Raw genomic sequence first — 25,085 nt, forward strand, 5'->3', positions numbered from 1 at the left:
TGCCCGGCCCTTCGGGTTGGCTGAAACGGGCCGGCTGATCGACCGGCCGGCTTGGCCGTAGAGCTGGGCTACGACGCGCGCCGGCCGGTCGACCATCCGACTCCGTTTGAGCCAACAGAATGCTTCAATCTAACCCGGAAAGGCTCTAGTTGTTGCGTATCGTTGAGTTCAGCATCCGTGAAGGTCCAGAAATGCAGCAGCCGTCCATCGTGAGTTACAGCCTGAGCCAGCGTTTTCTTCACTGGGCCGTGGCGCTGCTGATCTTCTTTAACCTGCTGTTTCCCGATGGCATGAATATCTGGCATCGGCTGATGCGCAGAGGCCAGGTACCGACGCCGGAGCAGATTTCGTCGGCGAATATCCATGCCTATGTCGGCATCGCCATCCTGATGCTTGCCGTCCTCAGGCTCGGGCTGCGTTTTACCAAGGGCGTCCCGGATGAGGTCGCACAGGAGCCGGCGATCTTCCGTCTTGCAGCGAGGCTTGCTCACGCCGGCCTCTACATCCTGATCTTCGCGATGCCGCTTTCGGGCATCGCCGCCTACTATTTCGGTATCGATCCCGCCGGTTCGTTCCACGCGGGTGTCCTGAAGATCATTCTCTGGGCGCTGATCGCGGCGCATGTCGCCGGCGCCCTCGTCCATCAGTTCTATTGGAAAAGCAATGTTCTGCGCCGCATGACGCTCGGCTGACCGCCAGCGGGTTCAGTTCACCGCGGTGACGGTAAAGCCCTGCCGGCGTAGCAGTTCAACCAAGCCGTCGTCGCCGGGCAGGTGCGCCGCTCCGACGGCGATCATGGTGCGCCCCTTGTCGAGGTAGGGCTTCGCCCGCTCCGCCATGACCTTGTTTCGATCCGTGATCATACGGTTTTCGAAGGCTTTTTCAGCAGCGAGATCTGTCGAGACGACCTCCATGAGCGAGAAGATCATTCCGATCTTACCCTGATCGTAGAGGCTGATCATCGTCTCGGTTATGTCATCCATACCATTCGGAAACGCCAACAACTCCCGCAGGTTCTGAAGCATGCGGTCGTCCGGGACATCCGACAGGGCCTTAATTTGCTCGACTGGCGTTTCCAGGCCGACCAGATTGACACCATCATCTAGCGCCTCGAGGGCGAGAGATTCGTCCAGTACCCTGAGGCCGCTTGCTCTGCGCTTGATATCGCAGCCACGTGTCTGGAGGCTGGCGTAGATGAACCAAGGTCGCATCTTAGCCATCAGGTTCACGTTGATGCCCTTTTTCTTCAAGCCGGCAGCGACTTCGCTGGTCGCGTCAGGGGGCAAGATGTGATCGAGGGTCTTGTCACCCGGGAGCGTGGTCAGCTCGGGATGCTTGAAGATCTCCAGCACAAGTTTTTCCGGCTCTGCGATTTCCGCTAACTCGACAGTCAGAGTGTCGATAGCGTCGTACGCTTCGTAAAATCCTTCCGGCATGTCCAATACACGAGAATCGCTCACATGCATCGTGCCGAGCAACCAGGAAGGCTGGAGACCGGGCTTTTCGATTTTCCAGAAGATCGCATTGCCGTTCGGTATCGTCTCGGCTTTCTCGACAGCCTTCCTGAAACGGACGGGATCTTCCTTTTCCAGTTGGATCAAAAGGTTCTGACCCGGGCAAGCCAGTTCGTCATCGGCCAAGGCAGGCGAAAAGGAAAATATCGTTAGCATCGCCGCCGCCACTAGCAGTGCGCCGTTACCGAACGTGGGAAGACCTTTCGAGGCCGCTCTCGAGGTGAAAACCATATTCTGGCTGAGCATTGAAACTCTTTTGGGAACAAAGGGCTGTAAATGCCGCCATGTGACGTATGCAAACTGGAGTTGTCAATCTCAGAGAGCTGCCGCTACCGCAAATTACTGAGGTTGGACCTAATTGACGGCTGTCACCGTGAAGCCCTGCTGGCGTAGCAGTTCGATGACGCCGTCCTTGCCGGGCAGGTGCAGGGCGCCGACGGCCATGAAGACGTTGCCGCCGTCGAGAATGGGGGCGGCGCGTTCGGCCATTACCTTGTTGCGGTCGAGGATGACACGCTGCTCGAAGGCGGCATAATCGTTATTTTCGCCCTCTTCTTCAGGCGTCACCGTTTTCAGCATCGGCATGGTCATGCCAATATCACCGGAGAGGTAGAGGTCGGTCATCGTCTCGACGACATCGCTCATCTTGTCGCCGAGTTCCAGCGTCTCGATCAGCGACTTCAGATGGAATTCGACCGGCAGATCGGCCATGGCCTGGATCTGTTCGGCAAGGGTTTCCAGCCCCTTGACCTGCTTGCCCTGAGCAACGGCATCGGTGGCGATCTTCTGGTCGAGGAACTGTACGCCCTTTGCCTTGCGGGCGATTTCGCAGGCCGGCAGGGCGACGGCGCTCGAGATCATCCAGGGCCGCATGCGGGAAACGGCGCTGAGCGGGATACCGCGCTGCTTGAGGCCGGTCTCGAGGCGCTTGTAGTCCTCGGGAGAAAGCAGCTTGTCGATCGTCGTGCCGTCGGTGAACATCGTCAGTTCCGGCTTTGCGAGCAGGGCGGCGGTCGCCTTCCGCTCATCGAGGATCTCGTCGGATTCGATGATGATCGTGTCGGCAGCGTCATGGGCTGCCTGGGCGCGCGGCGGCAGGGCGAGCACGCGCGGATCGGTGACATGCATGCTGCCGAGCAGCCACGAAGGTGCAAGTCCCGGCTTCTCGATCTTCCAGAAGATGCCCTTGCCGTTCGGCGTGGCGTCGGCTTCCTTCAGCGCCTCGGCATAGCGTGCAGGGTCGTTCTGCTGCAACTCGACCATCAGGTTGCGGCCGGTGCAGGCCACGTCTTCGGCCGCCGCCGGCCTTGCAGCCAGGAAAGCGACAAAGAGGGCCGCAAGAAGCAGCATGTGAAAGGCTGCGATCAGCCAGAGCAACAGATTGGCCGGCACTGCGAGGTAAGACGTCCGGCGGCCGATTGATGTCGTCATGATGGGTGTTCCGATCACATGCCTTGTGCGTTTCATGGTCTACGCCCGGCTTGCGCATATTCCTTTAAGAGAATGCGTTAACGAAAGTTAAAGTGCATCACATCAAATCGGATTCATGACGATGCACTTTAAATCAACGCATCGTGCTTCCAAAAATCAATTCCGATTTCCGGGCCGATGCGCTAGGCGCGCGGATGCGCCCGATCATACACCTCGAGCAGCCGTGACGCATCGACTCCGGTATAGACCTGCGTTGTGGAAAGGCTGGCATGGCCGAGCAATTCCTGAATGGTGCGCAGATCGCCGCCGCCGGCAAGCAGGTGGGTGGCGAAGGAATGGCGCAGGGCATGCGGTGTCGCCGTTTCCGGTAGACCGAAGGCGCTGCGCATCTTCTGCATGGTGCGCTGGATGATCGCCGCCTGCAGCTTGCCGCCGCGGGCGCCGCGAAACAGCGGTTCGCCGCTTTCGAGATGGTATGGGCAGAGCGCGCGGTATTTCTCGACCGCGTCGAAAACCACAGAGAGCAACGGCACCAGCCGCGTCTTGTTGCCCTTGCCGGTGATGCGCAGCACCGTCGCGCCCTTCTGCAGGTCGGCGGGAGCAAGATCAAGCGCTTCGGAGATGCGCAGGCCGCAGCCGTAGAGCAGCGTCATGACAGCCGCATCGCGCGCCGCAATCCAGGGTTCGTCATGCAGTTGGGCGTCGTCGCTGACGACGGCGATCGCCTGCGTGTCCGACAGCGGCTTGGGCAGCGATTTCGGTTGTTTCGGCGAGCGCACTGCGCCGGCGCCGGCGGCGTTGACCAGGCCCTTCTTTTCGAGATGGCGCAGCAGCGAACGGAGACCGGCGAGATTGCGGCCGAGCGAGCGGGCGCCGGAGCCCTGCTTGCGCCGGGCCGCCAGGAAGGCGCGGAAATCGGCGGGGCGCAACTCCTTGATGTCGCGGAGCGTCACCGGGCCGGCGAGATGGCCGGTCAGGAAGGTCAGGAACTGGCGGGTGTCGCGCTCGTAAGCGTCGAGCGTATGCTCGGAAAGACGGCGCTCACGGGCGAGATTTTCAAGCCATGCGGCACGCTCCGCCATCAGGCGCGGATCGGCGATAACAAGCAGTTCGTTCACGTTGCTGGCCTTGATTTTGCCTTCAAGTCCGCCAATTTGGAGCAGGAACAGTTATGGAATTGCTAATGCCGGCCAAGCCTTTGTCATCCTTCGATCATATTGTACTGCGATAGCTTTTACCCCATAGACAGGATCTTTCATGGCACGGCGCGATTCCATGACGGCTTTCGGACAGCTCGCGGAAGCGATCGCTCTCGTTTCACAGGGAAAGCCCGGTCATATCGTCGATACGCTGATTGCCGAACGCGGCCAGAGGATCGTGAAAAATCCGCTCTGGCCGGTCATGCGGCCATTCCTCTACACGCTGCTGCGTTACAACAAGGCGCTCGAATTCGCCAATGCGGTTGCCAAGATGCCGGGTTTCCAGTCGTTCGAATATCTGAGTGATGTGCTGAAGCTCGACATCGGCATCACCAATGGCGAACGCATCCCTGATACCGGCGGCTTCATCCTCGTCAGTAACCATCCCACAGGCATCGCCGATGGCGTTGCCGTGTTCGATCTGTTGAAAGCGCGCCGGCCGGACATGATGTTCTTTGCCAATCGCGATGCCATCCGCGTCAATCCGCGCTTTGCCGAGATGATCATTCCTGTCGAATGGCGGGAGGAGCATAAAAGCAAGCTGAAGGCGCGCGAAACGCTGCAACTGACCAACCATGCGGTGAAGGAAGGCAAGGCGACAGTGCTCTTTCCCTCAGGCCGCATTGCCTACTGGGCGAACGGCCGGCTGAACGAACGGCCGTGGAAGACCTCGGCCGTCGGGCTGGCGCGCAAATACAACCTGCCGATCCTTCCCGTGCATGTGACGGCGCGCAATTCGGGGCTGTTCTACTGGCTGGCGAAATGGTCGACGGAGCTTCGCGACATGACCGTGTTCCACGAACTGTTGAACAAACGCGGCGACCGCTTCGATTTCGTGATCGGCAATCTTATTCCCGCCGAACAGCTAGAGGGCGATCTCAATGAGGTGACGAAGGCGCTGGAGAAACATACGGTGCAGGATATGGCCGGGGATGGCGACGCGACCTTCGTGCCGGTCGGCCCGCCGGCCGCGGCGATGCACCGCGAGGTTCCGGTTCCTGCAATCTAGAACCACCGGCATTGCCATGACAATCAATATCCGCACGTTCCGCGATCGGTTGCCGCAGGAGATCGCAGATCTCGAAAGCGAGGCCCGGCAAGAAGGCTATCGCCATATCGCCCGCCTTATCGACGAATGGTCGACCGGCGCCGTCAGATTCGATCGTGATGGCGAAAGGCTGCTTGGCGCCTATGCCGATGAGGTGCTCGCCGGCATCGGCGGCATGACTGTTGAAACGGCCATGTCAGGGGTGCTGCGGATGCGGCGTTTCTACATCAGTCCCGCAATGCGCGGGCGCGGCATCGGCCGGATGCTTGCCATGGCTCTGCTTGATCATGCGTCGTCCTTCTGTACCGTCGTCACCGTTCATGCGGGAAACGATGGTGCGGCAAGGTTCTGGGAGTCGCTCGGGTTTCAGTCTCACGGACGAGATGGACATAGCCATCTGCTCGCGCTGCAGCACCATAACGGTGGTCCAGCGGCTTCGGATTTGCGCCAGTGTGTTACGCCCCGATCTCCTTGAGGCGGATGGCCTGGCGCGCCAACAGCCGCTCGACATCGGCAATATCCAGTGTCGAGAGCTTGGCGCCCGGCTTGCGCAGGGTGGCGGACTTGATCACGCCGCGCTTGGCAAGCACATATTTGCGCGAGGCAAGGCCAATGCCCTGCTGCTGTTCGTAGCGGGCGAGCGGCAGATAGGCGTCGAAGATCGCATGGGCGCGATCGGGATTTCCGGCTGCATAGGCCTCGACGACGCCAACCATCATCTCCGGATAACAAAAGCCGGTCATTGCGCCATCGGCGCCGCGGCCCATCTCTTCGGGCAGGAAAAGCCCGCCATTGCCGCAAAGGATGGAGATACGCCGCATGGCGCCCTTGTCGCTGGCGGCGCGAAGCGCGGTGATTTTCGATAGACCCGGCCAATCCTCGTGCTTGAGCATGACACAATTCGGCACCTCGTTGACGATGCGCTCGATGACCTTAGGCGCGATGGTCACATTGGTGGTGAGCGGATAATCCTGCAGCACGAAGGGCGTATCGCCCAGGGTCTCGCCAACCGACTGGTAGAAGGCGAAGGCCTGATCGTCAGTCTTGACGGTCCAGGGCGGCGCGACCATGACACCGGCCGCCCCCTCGCCCATAACGGCTTCGGCAAGTTCGCTCATCGGCGCAAGCCCTGGCGCCGAAACGCCGACAACGACGGGGAGGCGCCCGTCGAGGCGCTTCAGCACCCGTTGGACGACTGTCCGCGATTCCTCGGCGGTCAGCTTCGGGGCCTCGCCGAGCTGGCCAAGCACCGTCAGGCCGGTGACGCCGGCGCCCTCGTAGAAATCGACCATGCTGTCGATACTGGCGAGATCGAGCGCGCCGTCATCGGTGAAGGGGGTTACGGCGATCACATAGACGCCCTTGGCATCTTCGGTCAGTCTGGCCATTCGTACTCTCCAATTCAGCGGCCGAAGAACAGCGCCTCGGCATTTCGAACAAAAATCTTTTCGGCAATCGTGGGATCGTCAATGGCGGCCTGTATGGTCTCGATCAGATCGGCGTCATCGGGCATGCCGTCCCACAATTCGGTGTGCGGCCAATCGCTGCCCCAGAGCAGCCTTTCCGCATGGCTGGCGGCAAGGGCGCGGCCGACCTCGGCGAAACCTTGGTCATTCATGTCCTTCGTCAAACGGTAGGGCGCGGTGACTTTGACGTAGGCCTCGGCTCTGTCCATCAGTCTTTTCAGGGCATCGACATGCAACGATCTCGTCTCTCTGGCAAGTGGAATGAAGCCGAGATGGTCGATGACGAGGGACAGGCGGATGCCGGACAGCGTTGCCGCAATATCGGGAAGTTGTTCGGGATTGATCTGCAATTGCAGCGACCAGCCGAGAGGGGCAATGCTTTCCGCCAGTGTCTTGGCGGCGGCGAGCGGGAGGCCACCCTTGTTGCGCGTATTGATCCGCACGCCGCGCACGCCGAGCCGATCCAGACGCTCCATCTCGGTCGCCGTGGTGTCAGGATCGATGACGACGATGCCGCGCAGACGATCTGGATAGGCGGCAAGCGCCTCCAGCAGCACCCTATTGTCGAAGCCATAGACGCTTGGTTGCACCAATACGCCCCTGGCGATGCCAATACTGCCGGAGAATTCGATCCAGTCGGCAATCGTCGCGATGTCAGGCGTGTAGCTGCGTGGAGTGTTGAGCGGAGCGCCGGCGCGAAAGACGTGGAAATGCGTATCGACCGTGCCTTGCGGCAGCGCCGGCTGCGGCAGCCGCGTCAGTTGCCGGCGGGGCAGGCAAAGCGGCGCCTCCCGATCAGCGGCACTCATCGCGCGTCGAGCTCCTCGCTTTGCAGGAAGTCAAAGTCGGCGCCTTCGTCAGCCTGGAGCACGCGCTCCTGATAGAGCTTGGCATAGCCGCGCGCCGGGGCCGGGGAGGGCCGGTTGACGACATCAAGCATGCGGCGATCGAATTCCGCCTGCTCGATGTCGAGGTCGATGCGCCGGCCCTCGACGTCGAGGCGAATGCGATCGCCGGTGCGGACGATAGCCAGAGGACCGCCATCAGCCGCCTCGGGCGCGATATGGAGGATGATCGTGCCGAAGGCCGTGCCGCTCATGCGGGCATCGGAAATCCGCACCATGTCCTTCACGCCCAGGCGGGCGAGCTTGCGGGGGATGGGTAGATAGCCGGCTTCCGGCATGCCGGGCGCACCTTTCGGCCCGGCATTGCGCAGAACCAGAACGTCATCGGCATGAACGTCGAGATCGTCGCTGTCGATGCGCAGCGTCATATCCTCGACGGAATCGAAGACGACGGCGCGTCCGCTATGCTGCAGCAGATCCTTGGAGGCGGCGGATTGTTTGATGACGGCGCCGCGCGGCGCCAGATTGCCGCGCAAGACGGCGATCGTTCCGATCGGCTTCAACGGTTTCTCGACGGTGCGGATAATGGTCTGGCCCGGCTCATCGACGACATCGTCGATGATCTCGCCGATCGTTCTGCCGTAGACGGTCGGGGCGCTGGCGTCGATTTCATGGCGCACCGCCTTCAACAGAGCCGGAACGCCGCCGGCCTCATGGAATTGCTCCATATAATGCTGGCCGGAGGGCTGCAGGTCGACGAGCAAGGGAATGCTCCGGCCCAGCCGGTCGAGCTCGGCCATGTCGAGGCGCAGACCGAGGCGGCCGGTTATCGCGGCAAGATGCACGACGGCATTGGTCGAGCCGCCCATCGCCTGCAGTGCGACGAGGCCATTGCGTATCGCCTGCGGCGTCAGGATATCGCGCACCGTCGGTGCAGCCTCATCCATGGCGAGACGCGCGGCGACACGGCCGGTCTCCTCGGCAAGGCGGACTCGTTCAGATTCGACGGCGGGTGCCGAACCGGCGCGGGGAAGGCAGAGACCCATGACTTCGGTGAGGTTCGCCATGGTGCTCGCCGTGCCCATCACCGTGCAGGTACCGATCGAGCTGGCCAGCTTGTTGTTGACGTCGGCGATCTCGGCCTCGTCGATCTCTCCGGCGCGGAAGCGCCCCCAGAAACGGCGGCAATCCGTGCAGGCGCCAAGCCGTTCGCCCTTGTGGTGGCCGACGGCCATCGGGCCGGTCGGCAGGAAGATCGCCGGTATCTCGCTGCTGGCGGCCGCCATGATCTGGGCCGGCAGGGTCTTGTCGCAGCCGCCGATCAGGACGACGGCATCCATCGGCTGGGCGCGGATCATCTCTTCCGTTTCCATCGCCATCAGATTGCGCAGATACATCGAGGTCGGCGAGGCAAAGCTCTCGTGGATCGAGATTGTCGGAAACACCATGGGCATCGCACCCGTCAGCATGACGCCGCGCTTGGTTGCCTCGATGAGTTGCGGCACATTGCCGTGACAGGGATTGAAATCACTGTAGGTATTGGCGATGCCGACGATCGGACGGTCGAGCGCATCGTCCGAATAGCCCATGGCCTTGATGAATGCCTTGCGCAGGAAAAGGGAGAATCCCTGATCGCCGTAACTCGTCAGCTTGCGACGAAGACCGTTCGACAAACCTGTTCCTCCCTCGCCAAATTGATCCATGGCCGTGGTGTCAGCGTAGAGGGATAAGGATGATTGTCAATAAATAAGATGGTGTCACTGTATCGTATTTTTGGATTTCTTCGACGATCACCATAAATTACAATGGGAATCAGCGAAATTAGCACTTTTGTTCGACTATCAAACGATTGGCTTTTGCGATGAAGATGGATAGATTATTGATAAAATGAGACTGTATGCAGAGGAAGCGCAATGACGGGAACGAGACGACGGCGTATCGGCGTTATCGGTGCCGGCTGGGTCAGCGCCTACCATCTGCCTGCATGGATGCGGCAATCGGAAAGAGCCGAGGTCGTGGCGATTGCCGACCCGTCGCCAAGCGCCGTCGAAGCCCGGCTTGCCGCCTTCGATATCGCGCGCCGCTATGCGAGCGCGCAGGTGATGCTGGATGCCGAGCAGCTCGATGCCGTGGATATCTGCGCGCCACGGGAGTTCCATGCCGAACTGGTGCGTCTGGCGGCGGCAAAGGACTTCGACATCATCTGTCAGAAGCCGCTCGCACCCTCCTACGGCGAGGCGGTCGACCTGCTGGCAGGTCTTTCAGGCAGGGGTAGGTTGATGATCCATGAGAACTGGCGGTTCCGCGCTTATTATCGGCGGCTGAAGGCGTGGCTCGACGAGGGACTTGCCGGCGAGATCCGCCAGGTGCAGTTCGAATTCCTGTCCAGCGGCATGATCGCGGATGCGGAAGGAAAAAGGCCGGCGCTGGTGCGCCAGCCCTTTTTCCGGACGCAGGAGCGATTGCTGGTTATGGAAGTCATGATCCATCATCTCGATACGCTGAGATATCTTCTGGGTGAGATGGAGGTGGTGAGTGCGCGGCTTGAGAGGAGCAATCGCGATATCGTCGCGGAGGATGTCGCAAGCGTCGTCCTGCGCCGGACGAGCGACGGTGTTCTCGTCACCATCAACGCCAATCTCGCCGTGCATGGCGCGCCGCCGGCGCCGCGTGATCACTTACGCATCTTCGGAACACGCGGCACGCTCGAACTTAATGGCAATCTGCTCTCGGCTGAGGGTGCGCGGCAGTGCCGGGAGAACTTCGATCCCGACCAGACCTACCAGGGTTCCTATGACGCGACCATTGCGCATTTCCTCGACAGCCTCGATGGAAAGGTGGCGATGGAGACATCGCCGGGCGATAACATCAAGACGCTTGCTCTGGTCGAGGATATCTATCGCTTGAGCCGGTTCGACCCGGAACGCAATCCACTGTAACATGGCTCGCCGTTAGAGCGCCGCGCGTCCAGGACGCTCTATCACTTTAGATTGGCGCATAATCCCTTTCCGAAAATCGAATCCGGTTTTCGGGGTTATGCTTCAGAGGAGATGACGTTGCAGACGCTCAACGAAAGCCGCGAAGACGGCATCGAGCATGATGATCTAAGCATTGCCCGCGCGCTGGAGGAGGACATCATTTTCGGACGGCTGGCGCCTGGAACCCGCCTGACCGAAGACACGCTCCTTGCCCGCTTTCACGTCACGCGCCATTTCGCCCGGCAGGCGATCGTGCAGCTCGAGACGATGGGTATCGTGGTTCGCGAGCGCAACAAGGGCGCGACCGTCCGCTCGTTGACGGCCCGCCAGGTCCAGGAAATCTACGACGTTCGGGAACTGCTGCAACGGCAGGCAGCGCTGTGGATAAAGCTGCCGGCGCCCGAGGCATTGATCGAGGAACTGCTGGCGCTGCACGAGGAGCATGGCCGCCACATCGAATCCGGCTATCTCAGGGGTGTGCACGAGGCCAACGATAAATTCCACCTGACGCTCTTCGGCGCCTGCGGCAATTCGCATCTGGTGCAATCGATCGAGCTCTATATGCGGCTCAGCCTGCCGGTGCGCGCCAATTCGATGTCGAGCAAGGAATCGCTGCGCATCTCGCACGAACATCACCGGCTGATGATCGAGATGTTGCGCGGTGGGGATAACTGGGTTCTCGCCCAGCTCTGCGTCGACCATCTGCAGCCGAGCAAGAAACGCTATCTCGCCTATGTTAGTGACAACTGACGCGACCGGTCGCTTGAAAGGGAGCGCAATCTTTTGATTGCGCTCCCTCCGCCTACCGGCTCACCAATCGAGGCGCAGGAGAGACACGCCCTGACGCGGTAGGGAGACTTTGAGGGCGATCTTGCCGTCATCGACCTTGACCGACGCCTCGCCGTCGATCTCGGCGAGTTTTCCCGAGGCTTCCAGCCTGGCATAGTCTTCGCCGGCCGGATTCTGCGGCTTGCCCATCGCCTTCCAGACGCCGAAGGCGTTGGAATGCTCCCCGTCCATCCTGAAATGCTTGAGCGAGGCGGAATTGTCGCCCCAGCCGTCGAGATTGACCGTGATGTCGGCGGACGGCCCGGCTTCGTCATCGTCGTGGTAGTGCCAGAGGAGAATGGAAACACCCTTGTCGTCGCGGGTCGCCACGACATTGACATCGGGCTTGCCGCGCACGCCGTGGCTCATAATATCCTCGATATCGCGGCGATAATCGCTTTCCGATTCCAGCCACTCGCCGCCGAGCTTGCCGAGCATGCGGAAGCCGTTGAGAACAGCCTTGTCGACGCCGTTGGTGGCAAGATCGCGGAAGCCGTCGAAATAGGGCTGGTCGTCGAAGAGGAAAGCCCAGGTCACCGCGCCTTCGATATGGATGTCGGCGCGTCTCGCCAGTTCGTAAGTGCGAATCATGCTCTCGACGACATAGACGCCGTAGAGTGGGCCGTTGCGATAACCGTTCTGCGGATGGACGCGTGCAGAGCAGGCCGCACAGCCTTCCGGATCGGATTCGCCGATCACCACGGGCAGGTGTCGGAGTTCCGGAAACTCGTTGATGATCGCAAGGTTCGTCTCGATGTCGCGGAGCTGCTTGTGCAGGCCCATCCGGACGTGACCCTCATAGATCACCGGATTGCCCTTGGCATGGAAGGCGAGGAAATCGATCGGCGACTTGTTGTCGACCACGTGCTGGAGGAAGGCGCGCAGGAAAGTCTGGGCCTTTTCATTGGCAAAGGCGCCGCAAGTGTGCGGGCCGCCGACGCGGGCCTTCGGCAAGGCACGCTTCAGGGCCTTGGCGCTGACATCATACATTTCGCAGAATTGCGGGATGGTTCCGGTCCAGTAGTGACCGTCCGGCTCGTTCCACACTTCCCACGGCCAGCTTGAAACGACGTCTTCGCCATATCTTTCGGCCAGATGGCGCGCCCATGCTTCGATGAGGTCGCCCCATTTCTTCAGATCCGTCGGCGGCGCCGTCCAGCCGGTGGTGATTGTTGCGTATTTGTCGGCCGGCTCCCATTGGTGGCGATAGGGACCGTCGAAATCGGAGAGCGCCTCCGGCGTGAAACCGATCTGGATCAGCGGAATGTTGCCGGCTTCCACATAGGTGTCGAAGATCTTGTCGATGATCGTCCAGTCATAGACCGGATTGCCGTTTGCATCCTCGGTATAGGCATTGGTCGAACCCCATTTGAGCGCAGGCATGCCGTCGCCGCTGGTCAGAAGATTGTGCGCGCGGATGCGGGGCGGCTCGGGGCTCAGCTCTGTCAGTTCCTTGAGCAGCTTCCTGCCGTGCGGGGAGTAGGTGTAGTTCGGCTCGTCGTAACCGAACCAGTTCCATAAGGGTTCGTATTTGCCGGTTGGCCGATTGGCGTGAACGGAGATTGTCACGTCATAGGGGCTGCTCATCCTGGTGTCCTCTTGAACGGTCATGCCAAAGCCTCCTCCCGAAAGCAGCCGACCTGTCTGGTGATGAAGTGCGGCCTCTTGGGAGGGCGCCGCGCTCGCCGCAAAAGCTAAGCCAAACGCTCACTTTGTCAATAATATAAAAAATCAGATCGGCGGCGTTCGCCAAAAATGCCTGTAAATACGCTATTTTTTATGACTGACAAAATTATCAGTTGCCGTTTCTCAAAAAATTGTCGATAACTGTGGCGTGAGTTCGCCCGCCGCCGAGGAGTGCATGTGTCCCTGCGGCACGCGCAGGCAGGGGTTCGCTGGACGCCATCGTCAATCGATTACGGGAAGCGCTCGCCGCGGCGAGTTGAGGAGGAGGAACATCCGATGAAGTTCCGTAAATATGCAGCCATTGCCTTATTGTCGCTCATGGCCCTTCCGGCATTTGCGCAGGATTTCATTGCCGGCATACCGCGCAATGAAACGCTGATCATCCAGGGTACGCCGCAGCAGAATGCAGACTGGTTCAACCTCTGGGCTCCGGGCGGCGGGGCGGCTGCAAATCTCAACGGCCTGCAGCAGCTGACCACCGATACGCTATGGTTCATCAATCCCGAAGGCGGCAAGGATGCCTGGCAGAATGCGCTGGCCAGCGAACCGCCGCACTACAACGCCGATTTCACCGAGATGACGGTGAAGCTGCGCAAGGGGATCTTCTGGAGTGATGGCATCGAATTCACCAGCGACGACGTGGTCTATACCGTGCAGACGCAGATCGACCATCCCGGCATGGCCTGGAGCGCGCCCTTCACCGTCAATGTCGCGAGTATCGAAAATCCGGATCCACAGACGGTCGTCATCCATCTAAAGAAGCCGAACTCGCGCTTCCATACGCTTTTCACCGTGCGCTGGAATGCCGCCTGGATCATGCCGAAACACGTCTTCGAGAAGGCCGCAGATCCGCTGTCCTTTAACAACAACCCGCCGGTTTCACTCGGGCCCTACCAACTGCAGAGTTATGACAAGGGCGGCAACTGGACGATCTGGAAGCTGCGCGACGACTGGCAGCGCACGTCGATCGGCCTGGCTGCAGCACAGCCGCCCGAGGTCAAGTACGTCGTCTATCGCGCCGCCGGCAATCCGGAGGCCCGCGTCATCGAGCAACGCAACCACAATCTCGACGTCATCAACGACATGGCGCCCGAGGGCATGTTCTCGATCATGCGTGACAGCAAGAGCACGGCCTCCTGGCTGAAGGGCTTCCCTTTCGCGCATCCGGACCCGACGCTGCCCTCTGTTCTTTTCAATACGAAGAAGGCGCCCTTTGACAATAAGGACGTGCGCTGGGCTCTCGCTCTGCTGATCGACATCCGCGAAGTGGCGCTTGGTTCCTATCGCGGCGCGGCCAATATCGCCGCCCTTGCCACGCCGCCGACGGGTTCTGCCCCGGACGATTATTACGCACCGATGCAGGACTGGCTGACGAACTTCGAGCTCGACACCGGATCCCGCAAGATCAAGCCCTACGATCCCAACATCTCGTCGCAGATCGCCAATATGGTGCGCAGCCAATGGGCCGATCAGATCCCGACCGATCCGGCCAAGCTGCAGCGTACCTTCGGCTTCGGCTGGTGGAAAAAGGACGTTGAGGCTGCGACCGAGCTGCTGCAGAAGGCGGGCTTCAAGAAGAGCGGTCGCCAGTGGATGAAGCCTGACGGCACGCCCTTTACGATCCGCCTGCAGGTGGAAGGCGATGCCATCCCGACGCTTGCCCGCGCCGGCACCGTGATTGCCCAGCAATGGACGCAAGCCGGCATCGCCACCAAGGTCGATGTCGCCGGCCCGACCAATGGCCAGCGCCTCAGTACCGGCGATTTCGAGACGGCGATCTACTGGAGCATCGAGACCTGGGGCGGTCATCCCGATCTCTCCTTCTTCCTCGACAGCTATCATTCGGAGTTCATCAAGCCGGTCGGGCAGATCCAGCCGCCGCGCAATCTGCAGCGCTGGCAGGATCCGCGTCTCGACCAGCTCATCGAGCGCAATCGGTCGATCGCCTTCGACTCGCCCGATGTCGCCAAACTCGGCCAGGACTTTCTGAAGCTTGCCGTCGAGGAAATGCCGATGATCCCGCTGATGGCCTACAACAAGTTCGCGCCGCTCGATACGACCTACTGGACCAACTATCCGAGCGCGGACAATCCCTATTCGGCCTCGGGTCCGAACTGGTCGAACATTCGCTACATGGTGGTCGGTCTGAAGGCCAATCCGGACGCGCCGAAGCCTTGATCGAGGCAATATCGAGGGAGCAGCCGGCCGCCGGCTGTTCCCGTTCTGCTATTGAAAGGTCGATGTCATGAACGGCTTTCTGATCTATGCGGCAAAACGCTTTCTGCAATTTCTCTTCGTGGTCTTCACCGGCATCACGCTGGCCTTCCTGATCGCGCATTTTTCGCCGGTCGATCCGATCGAGCAGACAGTGTCGCTGTTGACGAGCTTCGGCTCCACCGATCCGCAGGCCGTCGAGATCCTCCGCGAATCGCTGCGTGAACTCTATGGCACCGGCGGCCCGCTGCTGGAGCAGTATTTCACCTTCTGGGGCCGCGTCCTGACCGGCGATTTCGGCCCGTCGCTTTCCTCTTTCCCGACCCCAGTGATGACCGTTATCGGCCGTGCACTGCCCTGGACCGTCGGGCTTCTGACGCTCGCAACGATCATCTCCTGGATCATCGGCAATTTTCTCGGCGCGCTTGCCGGTTATTTCCACAGCAGCAAGCTGCTGAAGGTTGCCGGTATCGTCATCATGGCGCTGCAGCCGATCCCGACCTACATCATCGGTCTCAGCCTGGTGATCCTCTTCGGTTTCATCTGGCCGATCCTGCCGATCAGCGACGGCGCGCAGGTCAATCTCGCGCCTGCCTTCAACTGGGCCTTCATCAGCTCGGTGATCGAGCACGGCATCCTGCCGGCCCTGACCCTCGTGCTTGTCGGCATCGGCGGCTGGTTCATCTCGATGCGCTCGCTGGTTTCCAACATCGTCACCGACGATCACGTCGTCTATGCCGAACTTGGTGGCGTGCGCTCGCGCAGCATCTTTTCGCAATATGTGGCGCGCAACGCCATGCTTCCGCAGGTCACCGGCCTGGCACTCAGTCTCGGCAATGTCTTCGGCGGTGCCGTCATCGTCGAGTTCGTCTTCAACTATCCCGGGATCGGCAAGCTTCTGATCTCCGGCATTTATTCCGGCGATTACAGCCTCGTGCTCGGTGTCACCACAATCGCCATCATCGCGGTTGCCGCCGCGGTCTTCGTGATCGACATCATCTATCCGCTGATCGATCCACGCGTGAAACTGGGGTAATCCGTGATGTTCAAAGTCCTCAGAGACCTGCTGCGTTACAACAAGGAGTTCCTGCTCGGAACTATCCTGATCTCAATCATCCTGGCGCTGATCGCGGCATCGTTCTTTTCGCCCTATGACGAGAATGCCATCTATGTCGTCGCGCCCGACATGCCGCCTTCGGCCGAATTCTGGCTCGGCACCACCTCGCGTGGCCAGGAGGTTTTCTGGCAGATCGCCGCCTCGATGCGCAATACGCTGTTCTTCGGCATCATCGTCGCCTTCGTCAGCCGCATCATCGCCATCGCCGTCGGACTGATCTCCGGCTATATCGGTGGGCGAACCGACCAGATCATCATGGCGGTCAACGATACGCTCGGCGCACTGCCGAATATTCCGATCCTGCTGCTTCTGGTCTTCGTGCTTCGCGACCAGATGACGTGGTTCATGCTGGCGATCACCGCGGCGCTGCTCGGATGGACGCATGACAGCCGCCTGATCCGTTCCGTTGCCCTGTCTCTCCGCCACCGGGAATTTACCCGGCACGCGGTCTTCTCGGGCATGCGGACACGACAGATCCTCATCCGCGAGCATCTGCCCTATGTCATGCCGATCGTCTTCTTCACGACTATGAACAATCTGATCTGGGCGATCGGCCTCGAGGTGACGCTCTCGGTGCTTGGATTTTCCGACATCAACCGGCCGACGATCGGCGGCATGATCTACTGGGCCAATGCGCATTCCGCGATGGTATCGGGCGTATGGTGGTGGGTCGCCTTTCCGATGCTCTTCGTCGTCATCCTGTTCCTTGGCCTGTTCATGCTCGCCATGTCGGTGAACGAATATATCGACCCGCGCTCGCGCCTGGCCCGCATGGGAGCTTGAGGAGATGCAGAACCTGATGAGGACGCAGCCTTTGACCCTTGCCGAAAACGCCATGGATGCACTGACGATCGACGGGCTTAAATGTTATTACGTCAATGATTATTTCGGCGTGCGGCGGGAGATCCGCGCAGTCGACGATATCAGCCTGACCATCCGCAGGAACGAGATCTACGGCATTGCCGGCGAATCCTCGAGCGGCAAGACATCGCTGATCAAGACGCTTGCCGGCGCCATCCGCCCGCCGATGCGCGTCGTCGGCGGAACGGTGAAATTCAATTTTGCCGACGGGCCGATCAATGTCTATGCTGAACCGAGCAAGATGAAGGCGGCACGCTGGCGCCACCTTTCCTACATCATGCAGGGCTCGATGAATGTGCTGAACCCGGTCAGAAGGGTCAAACACGCCTTCACCGATTTCGCTTCCCGCCACATGAACCTCGATCCAGATGCCTTCCGCGCGCGCGTCGAGGCGCATCTTGCCCGCCTGCATCTCGATCCGCATGTGCTCGAGGCCTTTCCGCACCAGCTTTCGGGCGGCATGCGCCAGCGCCTGACGATCGCTCTCGCCACTGTCTGCGAGCCGGAATTCATCATCGCCGACGAACCGACGACGGCGCTTGACGTGCTCGTGCAGCAGGACGTGCTGGCGCTGATCAAGGAAGTGCAGATGCGCTTGCAGTCCTCGGTCATCTTCGTGACCCACGACATGTCGGTGCATGCCGCCATCACCGACCGGCTGGCCATCATGTATGCGGGACGGCTGGCGGAAGAGGGGCCGACGCAGGCGATCTTCGACAATCCCCAGCATCCCTACACCGTTCACCTGATCGGCAGCCTGCCACGCATCGGTGATGTCTCGACGCGAAAGAGCCTCAGGGGCAAGCCGCCGGCACTCTCGGATCCGCCTTCGGGATGCCGGTTCCATCCGCGCTGTCCGATCGCGATCGACAAATGCGCACGGGAGGTGCCGGCCATGCTGCCGAGCGCGACCGGAGGGCGGGTCGCGTGCTTCCGTGCCGGGGAGTACCAGATTCAATGAGCAGCCATTTCCTTCTCGAACTCGACCACGTCACCAAGCTCTTTCCGATCGGCGGTTTCTTCTCGCGCGAAAAGATGAAAGCGGTCGACGATGTCAGCTTTGCCCTCGCCGCCGACAAGCCCGAGATCTTCACGATCGTCGGCGAATCCGGCTCCGGCAAGTCGACACTGGCAAAGATGATTCTCGGTAACGAAAAGGTCGATCGGGGCAGCATCCGCTTCGACGGCGCCGATGTGAAGGCGGTGCGTTCCCGTAGGGATCGTGAGACTTTCATGGCCAAGGTCCAGCCGGTCTTTCAAAATCCGTTCGAGGCCTTCAATCCGCTGACCCGGATCGACGAGTATCTGCTGGCCACCGCCCATCGCTTCAAGGGCGCGAAGAGCCGCGCCGAGAAAGAGGCGCTTGCCGACGTTGCCCTTCAACGTGTCGGCCTGTCGATGGCGGAGATAAAAGGTCGTTTCTCGCATGAGCTTTCAGGCGGCCAATTGCAGCGCATCGCCGTCGCCCGTGCGCTGATCCCTGAGCCGAAGCTGATCGTGGCGGACGAGCCGGTCTCGATGGTCGACGCATCGCTGCGCATGTCGATCGTCAATCTCTTTCGGGATCTGCGCGACGCGCTCAACGTCTCGATCGTCTACATCACCCATGACCTTGCGACCGCTTACTACATTTCCGACCGCGTGGTGATCATGCGCAAGGGCGTGGTGGTGGAGAGCGGCGATGCCAGGGATGTGCTGGAACATCCGAAACACGCCTACTCTATCGCCTTGAAGAACGCGGTCCTGCCGCCCAATCCTCGCGAGGCGTCGGCGATCATTCGCCTGCGGCAGCGCAATGGCAAGGCAAATGAAGCCTATTCCGACGATGGCGACCGCCTTGCCAGGTGAAGCTCAATTTCTGAGCTTCACTCTTTAAATCGCTGCGGCGACCCGCAGTGCGTGGCTCCGTCTTTGCAGTTTCAATTCCATCGATTTGCGGGCATGGTCTCGCGCGATGAGCACAGATTCGTCCGATCTCTTTGGCGCGCTTTTCGAGGCACCGCCCGCGAACCGAACGGTTCCGGTGCTGGTGCCGATGCCGGCGCCCAAACCCTATTCCTATTCGGTGCCGGATGGCATGGCGGTCGAGCCCGGCTCGGTCGTGCAGGTGCCGCTCGGGCCGCGGCAGGTGATCGGCGTCGTCTGGGACGGCGGCGAAGACGGCGTCGATCCGAAGAAGCTTCGGCCGATCAGCCATGTCTTCGACTGCCCGCCGCTTTCCAGGGAGATGCGGGATTTCATCGATTGGGTGGCGACCTATACGCTCTCGCCGCCTGGGCTCGTTGCTCGCATGGCGCTGAGGGCGCCGAACGCCTTCGAGCCGGAACCGATGGTGGAGGGGTTGAAGCTCGTCGGCGGCGAACCGGAGCGGATGACGCCGGCGCGCGCCCGGGTGCTCGATACCGCCTCCGACGGCTTTTCCTGGACACGCAGCGGTCTTGCGCATGCGGCGGGCGTCTCGACGAGTGTCGTCGATGGGCTGATCACGCTCGGCATTTTTGAGGCGATATTCCTGCCGCCGCCGCCGGTTGTGGCGATGCCCGATCCGGATTTTGCTGCCGCACGTCTCGAAGGGCCGCAGAAGGAGGCAGCCGAAGAGATTGTTACCGACGTTCGCAAGGGCGAATTTTCGGTGTCGCTGATCGACGGGGTGACCGGCTCCGGCAAGACCGAGGTTTATTTCGAGGCGATTGCCGAGACGCTGAAACGTGGCAAGCAGGTGCTGATCCTGCTGCCGGAGATCGCGCTGACGGCCAGTTTCATGGAGCGCTTCCAGGACCGCTTCGGGGCAAAGCCGGCCGAATGGCATTCCGATCTTGCGCCGCGCATGCGCGAAAAGGTCTGGCGCCAGGCGGTGACCGGCGAAGTGCGGGTGGTGGCGGGCGCGCGCTCGGCGCTCTTCCTGCCCTTCGAGGATCTTGGCCTGATCATCGTCGACGAGGAGCACGATCCCGCTTACAAGCAGGAGGATCGCGTCTTTTACAATGCTCGCGACATGGCTGTCGTGCGCGGCCGCATCGGCGATTTTCCCGTCATCCTGGTGTCGGCGACGCCGTCGGTCGAAAGCCAGGTCAACGGGCAGAGCGGACGTTACAGCACCGTCCACCTGCCGACCCGTTTCGGCGATGCGGCGATGCCGGATCTGCATCTGGTCGATATGCGCAGGCACGCGCCGGAGCGGGGCGGCTTCCTGTCGCCGGTGCTGATCCGGGCGATCGGCAAGACGGTGGAGAAGCGCGAACAGGCGCTGCTGTTTCTCAACCGGCGCGGTTATGCGCCGCTGACGCTCTGCCGGGTCTGCGGCTATCGATTCCAATGCCCGCAATGTTCGAGCTGGCTGGTGGAGCATCGTTTCCGCAAGCAGCTGCAATGCCACCAATGCGGCCATGCCGAGCGCACGCCGGAGGCCTGCCCGGAATGCGGCACGCTCGATCATCTCGTCGCCTGCGGGCCAGGCGTCGAGCGCATCGCCGAAGAGGTGGAACGGCATTTCCCGGAGGCGCGAACGATCGTTCTCTCCTCGGATATTATGGGTGGGGTGAAGCGGCTGCGGCTGGAGTTGGAAGCGATCGCCAAGGGCGAGGCCGATATCGTCATCGGCACCCAGCTTGTCGCCAAGGGGCATAATTTTCCGCTGATGACGCTGGTCGGCATCGTCGATGCCGATCTCGGCCTTGCCAATGGCGACCCCCGCGCGGCCGAGCGCACCTTCCAGCTTCTGTCGCAGGTGACCGGCCGGGCCGGACGCACCGGACTGAAGAGCCATGGGCTGCTGCAGACCTATCAGCCGCAGCATCCTGTCATGCAGGCGATCGTATCAGGTGATTCCGACGCCTTCTACGAGCGCGAGATCAGCGAACGCGAACGCGCCGTGCTGCCGCCCTTCGGCAGGCTTGCGTCGATCATCGTTTCTGCCGAAACCCGCCATGATGCTGAAAACCATGCGCGCGGCATGCGCAACGCCGCACCGCAGGTGTCGGGTATCTCGGTGCTAGGCCCGGCCGAAGCGCCGCTCGCGCTGGTACGCGCCCGTCATCGCTTCCGCCTCCTGGTGCACGGCCGGCGGAACTCGGACATGCAGGGGTTCCTGCGGGCGATGCTGTCGCAGTCACCCAAGGAGCGCGGATCGGTGCAGGTGCAGCTGGATATCGATCCGCAGAGTTTTCTCTAGACGCCATTTCCTCCTTTTTCGGCCCATGCCATAAAACACTGATTCATCCGGGTGATTTGGGGCTGACGCATGGAGTTTTATTTTCCGACCGAGCTTGGCGAGCAGCTTGCTTTTTGCTCTGCCGCTTTCACGGCGCTTGCCGGCTTCATCATGATGTTCGCGCCGGGGCAGACTTTCCGTCTTCTCGGTCTGCAGGCGCAGGAGGGGCGGCCGGAAGGTTTCGGCGAGGGACGCTCGATGGGCGGTTTCTATCTCGGTTTCGGCCTGTCGGCGATCCTGCTCGCCCAGGACTGGATCTACATGGCGCTCGGCGCCTCTTTCGCGATGGCTGCCTTTGCCCGTATCATCTCGATCCTGTCCGATAAGGGGAGTAATCTCGTCAACTATTTACTCCTGGTTGTGCAGATTGCTTTGGCCGCGCTACCGCTGCTCTACGTTTTCGGCTTCATCCAGACGTGACTCTCTCTGCCGGCAGACGGCATTTCTGGCCTCCTTCCAGGCCATTGCGCAATTTTGCGAACAGAAAATCATATGAAAGGCATATTCGGGCGTTACGCGTGTTGCGAGTCCGTACATCCTATGTTAGACGGACCCCGAATTTCGGAAGAAGCAAGAGGCTTCTCTTGTGATTTCTGGGGGAAATCAAAACGAATTCAAGATCATAGGTTCGGCGCCCGCCGAGAGCCGGATTTTGGGTTGAAATCAGGGAAATTTGTGCCAGTGGCAGACACGTCCCAGCTTACTTCTGGTGTTGCCGAGCGCTATGCCTCGTCGCTTTTCGAACTGGCGCTCGAGCAGGGCGCCGTCGACAGCGTAACCGCCGATCTTGACCATTTCCAGACGATGCTGGATGAGAGCGCCGACCTGAAGCGTTTCGTCGCAAGCCCGGTTTTCTCCGCCGAAGACCAGTTGAAGGCGATCGTCGCCATCAGCGAGAAGGCCGGCATCAGCGGTTTCTTCGCCAATTTTCTGAAGGTCGTGGCGCGCAACCGCCGCCTGTTTGCCCTGCCGGGCATGATCAAGGCCTTCCGCATCATCGCCGCGAACCATCGCGGTGAAATTTCCGCCGAGGTCACCTCGGCGCATGCGCTTTCGCAAGCGCAGGAAACCGAATTGAAGGTGGCACTCAAGAGCGTTACCGGCAAAGACGTGACGATTGCCGTCACGGTTGATCCGTCAATTCTTGGTGGTCTGATCGTGAAGGTCGGGTCCCGTCAGATTGATACGTCTCTTCGTACCAAACTCTCTACCCTTAAGCTCGCATTGAAAGAGGTTGGCTGATGGATATCCGCGCCGCGGAAATTTCCGCAATTCTCAAAGACCAGATCAAAAATTTCGGCAAAGAGGCAGAAGTCTCGGAAGTCGGCCAGGTTCTCTCCGTCGGTGACGGTATCGCTCGTGTCTATGGTCTGGACAATGTCCAGGCCGGTGAAATGGTCGAGTTCCCGGGCGGCGTCCGTGGCATGGCGCTGAACCTCGAATCCGACAATGTCGGCGTCGTCATCTTCGGCGCTGACCGTGACATCAAGGAAGGCGACACCGTCAAGCGGACCGGCGCCATCGTCGACGTTCCGGTCGGACCTGAATTGCTCGGCCGCGTCGTCGACGCGCTCGGCAATCCGATCGACGGCAAAGGCCCGATCAATGCGACGCGCCGCTCGCGCGTCGACATCAAGGCTCCCGGGATCATCCCCCGCAAGTCGGTTCATGAACCGATGTCGACTGGCCTCAAGGCCATCGATGCGCTGATCCCGGTCGGCCGCGGCCAGCGCGAACTCGTCATCGGCGACCGCCAGACCGGCAAGACCGCGATCCTTCTCGATGCCTTCCTCAACCAGAAGGCCATTCACGACAACGGTCCGGAAGGTGAGAAGCTTTACTGCGTCTACGTCGCCATCGGCCAGAAGCGTTCGACTGTCGCGCAGTTCGTCAAGGTGCTCGAAGAGCGCGGCGCTCTGAAATATTCGATCATCGTTGCCGCCACCGCTTCCGATCCGGCGCCGATGCAGTTCCTGGCTCCGTTTGCCGGCTGCACCATGGGCGAATATTTCCGTGATAACGGCATGCATGCGCTGATCGGTTACGACGATCTGTCCAAGCAGGCCGTATCCTACCGTCAGATGTCGCTTCTGCTGCGCCGCCCGCCGGGTCGCGAAGCCTATCCGGGCGACGTTTTCTACCTGCATTCGCGCCTGCTCGAGCGCGCTGCGAAGATGAATGACGACATGGGCGCCGGTTCGCTGACCGCTCTGCCGGTTATCGAGACGCAGGGTAACGACGTTTCGGCCTTCATTCCGACCAATGTGATTTCGATCACCGACGGCCAGATCTTCCTTGAAACCGATCTTTTCTATCAGGGTATCCGTCCTGCCGTGAACGTTGGTCTGTCGGTTTCCCGCGTTGGTTCGGCGGCGCAGATCAAGGCGATGAAACAGGTTGCCGGCTCGATCAAGGGCGAACTCGCGCAGTATCGCGAAATGGCTGCCTTCGCCCAGTTCGGTTCGGACCTCGACGCTGCGACGCAGCGCCTGCTGAACCGTGGCGCACGCCTGACCGAACTCCTGAAGCAGTCGCAGTTCTCGCCGCTGAAGACGGAGGAACAGGTCGCGGTGATCTTCGCGGGCGTCAACGGCTATCTCGACAAGCTGCCGGTTGCTTCGGTCAGCAAGTTCGAGCAGGGTCTCCTCTCATATCTGCGTTCGGAAGGCACCGCCATCCTCGACGCGATCCGCACGGAAAAGGCAATCAGCGATGATACCAGGGGCAAGCTTACCGCTGCTCTCGATAGCTTCGCAAAGTCTTTCTCGTAATCGGGCCCTAAGTTAGGACGGATCACGGATGCCTTCACTTAAGGATCTGAAAAACCGGATCGCCTCCGTCAAGGCGACGCAGAAGATCACCAAGGCGATGAAAATGGTCGCCGCGGCGAAGCTTCGGCGTGCGCAGGAGGCGGCCGAGGCCGCCCGGCCTTATTCGCAGCGCATGGGTGCGGTTCTGGCGAACATCGCCAAGGCCGTCACCGATGCGGATGGCGCGCCGACACTGATGACCGGTACCGGCAAGGACCAGGTTCACCTGCTGGTGGTCTGCACAGCCGAACGCGGTCTTTGCGGTGGCTTCAATTCGCAAATCGCACGCTTTGCGCGCGAGCATGTCCGCAAGCTGCTTGCCGAGGGCAAGACGGTGAAGATCTTTACCGTCGGCAAGAAGGGTTATGACATCCTTCGCCGCGAATATGCTTCTCTAATCATCGAGCGCAAGGAATTGCGCGACGTCAAGCGAATCGGTTTCGAGAATGCGGACCAGATCGGCAAGCGCGTCATCCAGATGTACGAGGCCGGTGAATTTGACGTCTGCACGCTGTTCTATTCCGAATTCAAGTCGGTGATCAGCCAGATTCCAACAGCGCAGCAGCTCATCCCGGCTTCGACGGGCGGAGTACAGAGCGAAGATGCCGCGCATGCAGGCGCCGTCTACGAATATGAGCCGGATCCGGCATCGATCCTCGAAGATCTGATCCCGCGCAATATCTCGGTCCAGGTCTTCCGTGCGCTCCTCGAGAACGTTGCCGGCGAGATGGGTGCGAAGATGAGCGCGATGGATAATGCGACGCGTAACGCCGGTGAGATGATCAACAAGCTGACGCTGAGCTACAACCGCCAGCGTCAGGCGCAGATCACCAAGGAACTCATTGAAATCATTTCGGGCGCGGAAGCGCTCTGAGGTT

22 protein-coding genes are annotated in these 25,085 nt (G+C 60.7%); 15 read left to right on the top strand and 7 right to left on the bottom strand.

The annotated features are described in order from the left end of the window. Nucleotides 1-191 precede the first annotated feature (191 nt). Nucleotides 192-692, top strand: a complete 501-nt coding sequence (locus AC1D2N_RS21745) for a cytochrome b (protein ID WP_018448179.1) — start codon at nucleotides 192-194, stop codon at nucleotides 690-692. 12 nt (nucleotides 693-704) lie between these two features. Here the strand turns inward: AC1D2N_RS21745 and AC1D2N_RS21750 are convergent, their stop codons facing one another. The 3 genes from AC1D2N_RS21750 to AC1D2N_RS21760 form a co-directional block, all read right to left on the bottom strand. Continuing rightward, nucleotides 705-1,760, bottom strand: coding sequence for a TraB/GumN family protein (locus AC1D2N_RS21750; RefSeq protein ID WP_130653201.1), 1,056 nt, complete (start codon nucleotides 1,758-1,760; stop codon nucleotides 705-707). Between the two features lie 108 nt (nucleotides 1,761-1,868). After that, entirely contained in the window at nucleotides 1,869-2,945 is a 1,077-nt protein-coding gene (locus tag AC1D2N_RS21755) for a TraB/GumN family protein (protein ID WP_130653200.1), read from the bottom strand. A gap of 182 nt (nucleotides 2,946-3,127) precedes the next feature. Then, entirely contained in the window at nucleotides 3,128-4,063 is a 936-nt protein-coding gene (locus tag AC1D2N_RS21760; RefSeq protein WP_130653199.1) for a tyrosine recombinase XerC, read from the bottom strand. A gap of 139 nt (nucleotides 4,064-4,202) precedes the next feature. Here AC1D2N_RS21760 and AC1D2N_RS21765 point away from each other — a divergent pair, with 139 nt between their 5' ends. Both AC1D2N_RS21765 and AC1D2N_RS21770 read left to right on the top strand, forming a co-directional pair. Continuing rightward, complete coding sequence (locus AC1D2N_RS21765; protein ID WP_130653198.1) at nucleotides 4,203-5,153, top strand: GNAT family N-acetyltransferase; 951 nt, start codon at nucleotides 4,203-4,205, stop codon at nucleotides 5,151-5,153. Nucleotides 5,154-5,169: 16 nt separating this feature from the next. Next, nucleotides 5,170-5,667, top strand: a complete 498-nt coding sequence (locus AC1D2N_RS21770) for a GNAT family N-acetyltransferase (protein WP_130653197.1) — start codon at nucleotides 5,170-5,172, stop codon at nucleotides 5,665-5,667. Here AC1D2N_RS21770 and AC1D2N_RS21775 read toward each other — a convergent pair. The 3 genes from AC1D2N_RS21775 to AC1D2N_RS21785 are packed head-to-tail and all read right to left on the bottom strand — an operon-like array spanning nucleotide 5,648 to nucleotide 9,176. Then, on the bottom strand, nucleotides 5,648-6,580 hold the full coding sequence (locus AC1D2N_RS21775) for a dihydrodipicolinate synthase family protein (RefSeq protein WP_018448175.1): 933 nt from the start codon (nucleotides 6,578-6,580) through the stop codon (nucleotides 5,648-5,650). The two genes, AC1D2N_RS21770 and AC1D2N_RS21775, sit on opposite strands and share 20 nt — an antisense overlap. A gap of 14 nt (nucleotides 6,581-6,594) precedes the next feature. Further along, the gene (locus tag AC1D2N_RS21780; RefSeq protein ID WP_130653196.1) at nucleotides 6,595-7,467 is read right to left on the bottom strand and encodes an amidohydrolase family protein; all 873 of its coding nucleotides are present in this window, start codon (nucleotides 7,465-7,467) and stop codon (nucleotides 6,595-6,597) included. After that, nucleotides 7,464-9,176 carry an IlvD/Edd family dehydratase gene (locus tag AC1D2N_RS21785; RefSeq protein WP_130653195.1) on the bottom strand — a complete coding sequence of 571 codons (1,713 nt, stop codon included), beginning with the start codon at nucleotides 9,174-9,176 and terminating at the stop codon, nucleotides 7,464-7,466. Before AC1D2N_RS21785 ends, AC1D2N_RS21780 begins: the two co-directional genes overlap by 4 nt. Nucleotides 9,177-9,416: 240 nt before the next feature. On the opposite strand from AC1D2N_RS21785, the gene AC1D2N_RS21790 reads away from it, so the two are divergent. Together AC1D2N_RS21790 and AC1D2N_RS21795 are read left to right on the top strand one after the other, a co-directional pair. After that, entirely contained in the window at nucleotides 9,417-10,442 is a 1,026-nt protein-coding gene (locus AC1D2N_RS21790) for a Gfo/Idh/MocA family protein (RefSeq protein WP_130653194.1), read from the top strand. Between the two features lie 117 nt (nucleotides 10,443-10,559). Then, the gene (locus AC1D2N_RS21795) at nucleotides 10,560-11,231 is read left to right on the top strand and encodes a GntR family transcriptional regulator (RefSeq protein WP_018243866.1); all 672 of its coding nucleotides are present in this window, start codon (nucleotides 10,560-10,562) and stop codon (nucleotides 11,229-11,231) included. A gap of 60 nt (nucleotides 11,232-11,291) precedes the next feature. Here AC1D2N_RS21795 and AC1D2N_RS21800 read toward each other — a convergent pair whose 3' ends face one another. Further along, entirely contained in the window at nucleotides 11,292-12,920 is a 1,629-nt protein-coding gene (locus AC1D2N_RS21800; protein ID WP_130653193.1) for a GH39 family glycosyl hydrolase, read from the bottom strand. Nucleotides 12,921-13,271: 351 nt separating this feature from the next. Between AC1D2N_RS21800 and AC1D2N_RS21805 the strand changes: the two genes are divergently transcribed. From AC1D2N_RS21805 to AC1D2N_RS21850, 10 genes are all read left to right on the top strand, one after another. After that, nucleotides 13,272-15,173: an ABC transporter substrate-binding protein gene (locus tag AC1D2N_RS21805; protein WP_130653192.1), complete on the top strand. Its 1,902-nt coding sequence runs from the start codon at nucleotides 13,272-13,274 to the stop codon at nucleotides 15,171-15,173. Between the two features lie 67 nt (nucleotides 15,174-15,240). Next, complete coding sequence (locus tag AC1D2N_RS21810; RefSeq protein WP_018243863.1) at nucleotides 15,241-16,245, top strand: ABC transporter permease; 1,005 nt, start codon at nucleotides 15,241-15,243, stop codon at nucleotides 16,243-16,245. Between the two features lie 6 nt (nucleotides 16,246-16,251). Then, nucleotides 16,252-17,109, top strand: a complete 858-nt coding sequence (locus AC1D2N_RS21815) for an ABC transporter permease (protein WP_028734232.1) — start codon at nucleotides 16,252-16,254, stop codon at nucleotides 17,107-17,109. Between the two features lie 4 nt (nucleotides 17,110-17,113). After that, the gene (locus tag AC1D2N_RS21820; RefSeq protein ID WP_080764057.1) at nucleotides 17,114-18,148 is read left to right on the top strand and encodes an ABC transporter ATP-binding protein; all 1,035 of its coding nucleotides are present in this window, start codon (nucleotides 17,114-17,116) and stop codon (nucleotides 18,146-18,148) included. Next, a complete protein-coding gene (locus AC1D2N_RS21825) occupies nucleotides 18,145-19,035 on the top strand; it encodes an ABC transporter ATP-binding protein (protein ID WP_477981985.1) in 891 nt (296 codons plus the stop codon). Before AC1D2N_RS21820 ends, AC1D2N_RS21825 begins: the two co-directional genes overlap by 4 nt. A 106-nt stretch (nucleotides 19,036-19,141) precedes the next feature. After that, a complete protein-coding gene (locus AC1D2N_RS21830) occupies nucleotides 19,142-21,358 on the top strand; it encodes a primosomal protein N' (protein WP_477981987.1) in 2,217 nt (738 codons plus the stop codon). Nucleotides 21,359-21,427: 69 nt separating this feature from the next. Continuing rightward, entirely contained in the window at nucleotides 21,428-21,817 is a 390-nt protein-coding gene (locus AC1D2N_RS21835) for an AGROH133_08824 family phage infection protein (protein ID WP_018243858.1), read from the top strand. A gap of 255 nt (nucleotides 21,818-22,072) precedes the next feature. Continuing rightward, on the top strand, nucleotides 22,073-22,639 hold the full coding sequence (locus tag AC1D2N_RS21840; RefSeq protein ID WP_018243857.1) for a F0F1 ATP synthase subunit delta: 567 nt from the start codon (nucleotides 22,073-22,075) through the stop codon (nucleotides 22,637-22,639). After that, nucleotides 22,639-24,168, top strand: a complete 1,530-nt coding sequence (atpA, locus tag AC1D2N_RS21845) for a F0F1 ATP synthase subunit alpha (protein WP_018243856.1) — start codon at nucleotides 22,639-22,641, stop codon at nucleotides 24,166-24,168. Before AC1D2N_RS21840 ends, atpA begins: the two co-directional genes overlap by 1 nt. Before the next feature lie 28 nt (nucleotides 24,169-24,196). Beyond that, on the top strand, nucleotides 24,197-25,081 hold the full coding sequence (locus tag AC1D2N_RS21850; RefSeq protein ID WP_018243855.1) for a F0F1 ATP synthase subunit gamma: 885 nt from the start codon (nucleotides 24,197-24,199) through the stop codon (nucleotides 25,079-25,081). Nucleotides 25,082-25,085 lie beyond the last annotated feature (4 nt).

Source organism: Rhizobium sp. P1_B8 (genome assembly GCF_056406515.1).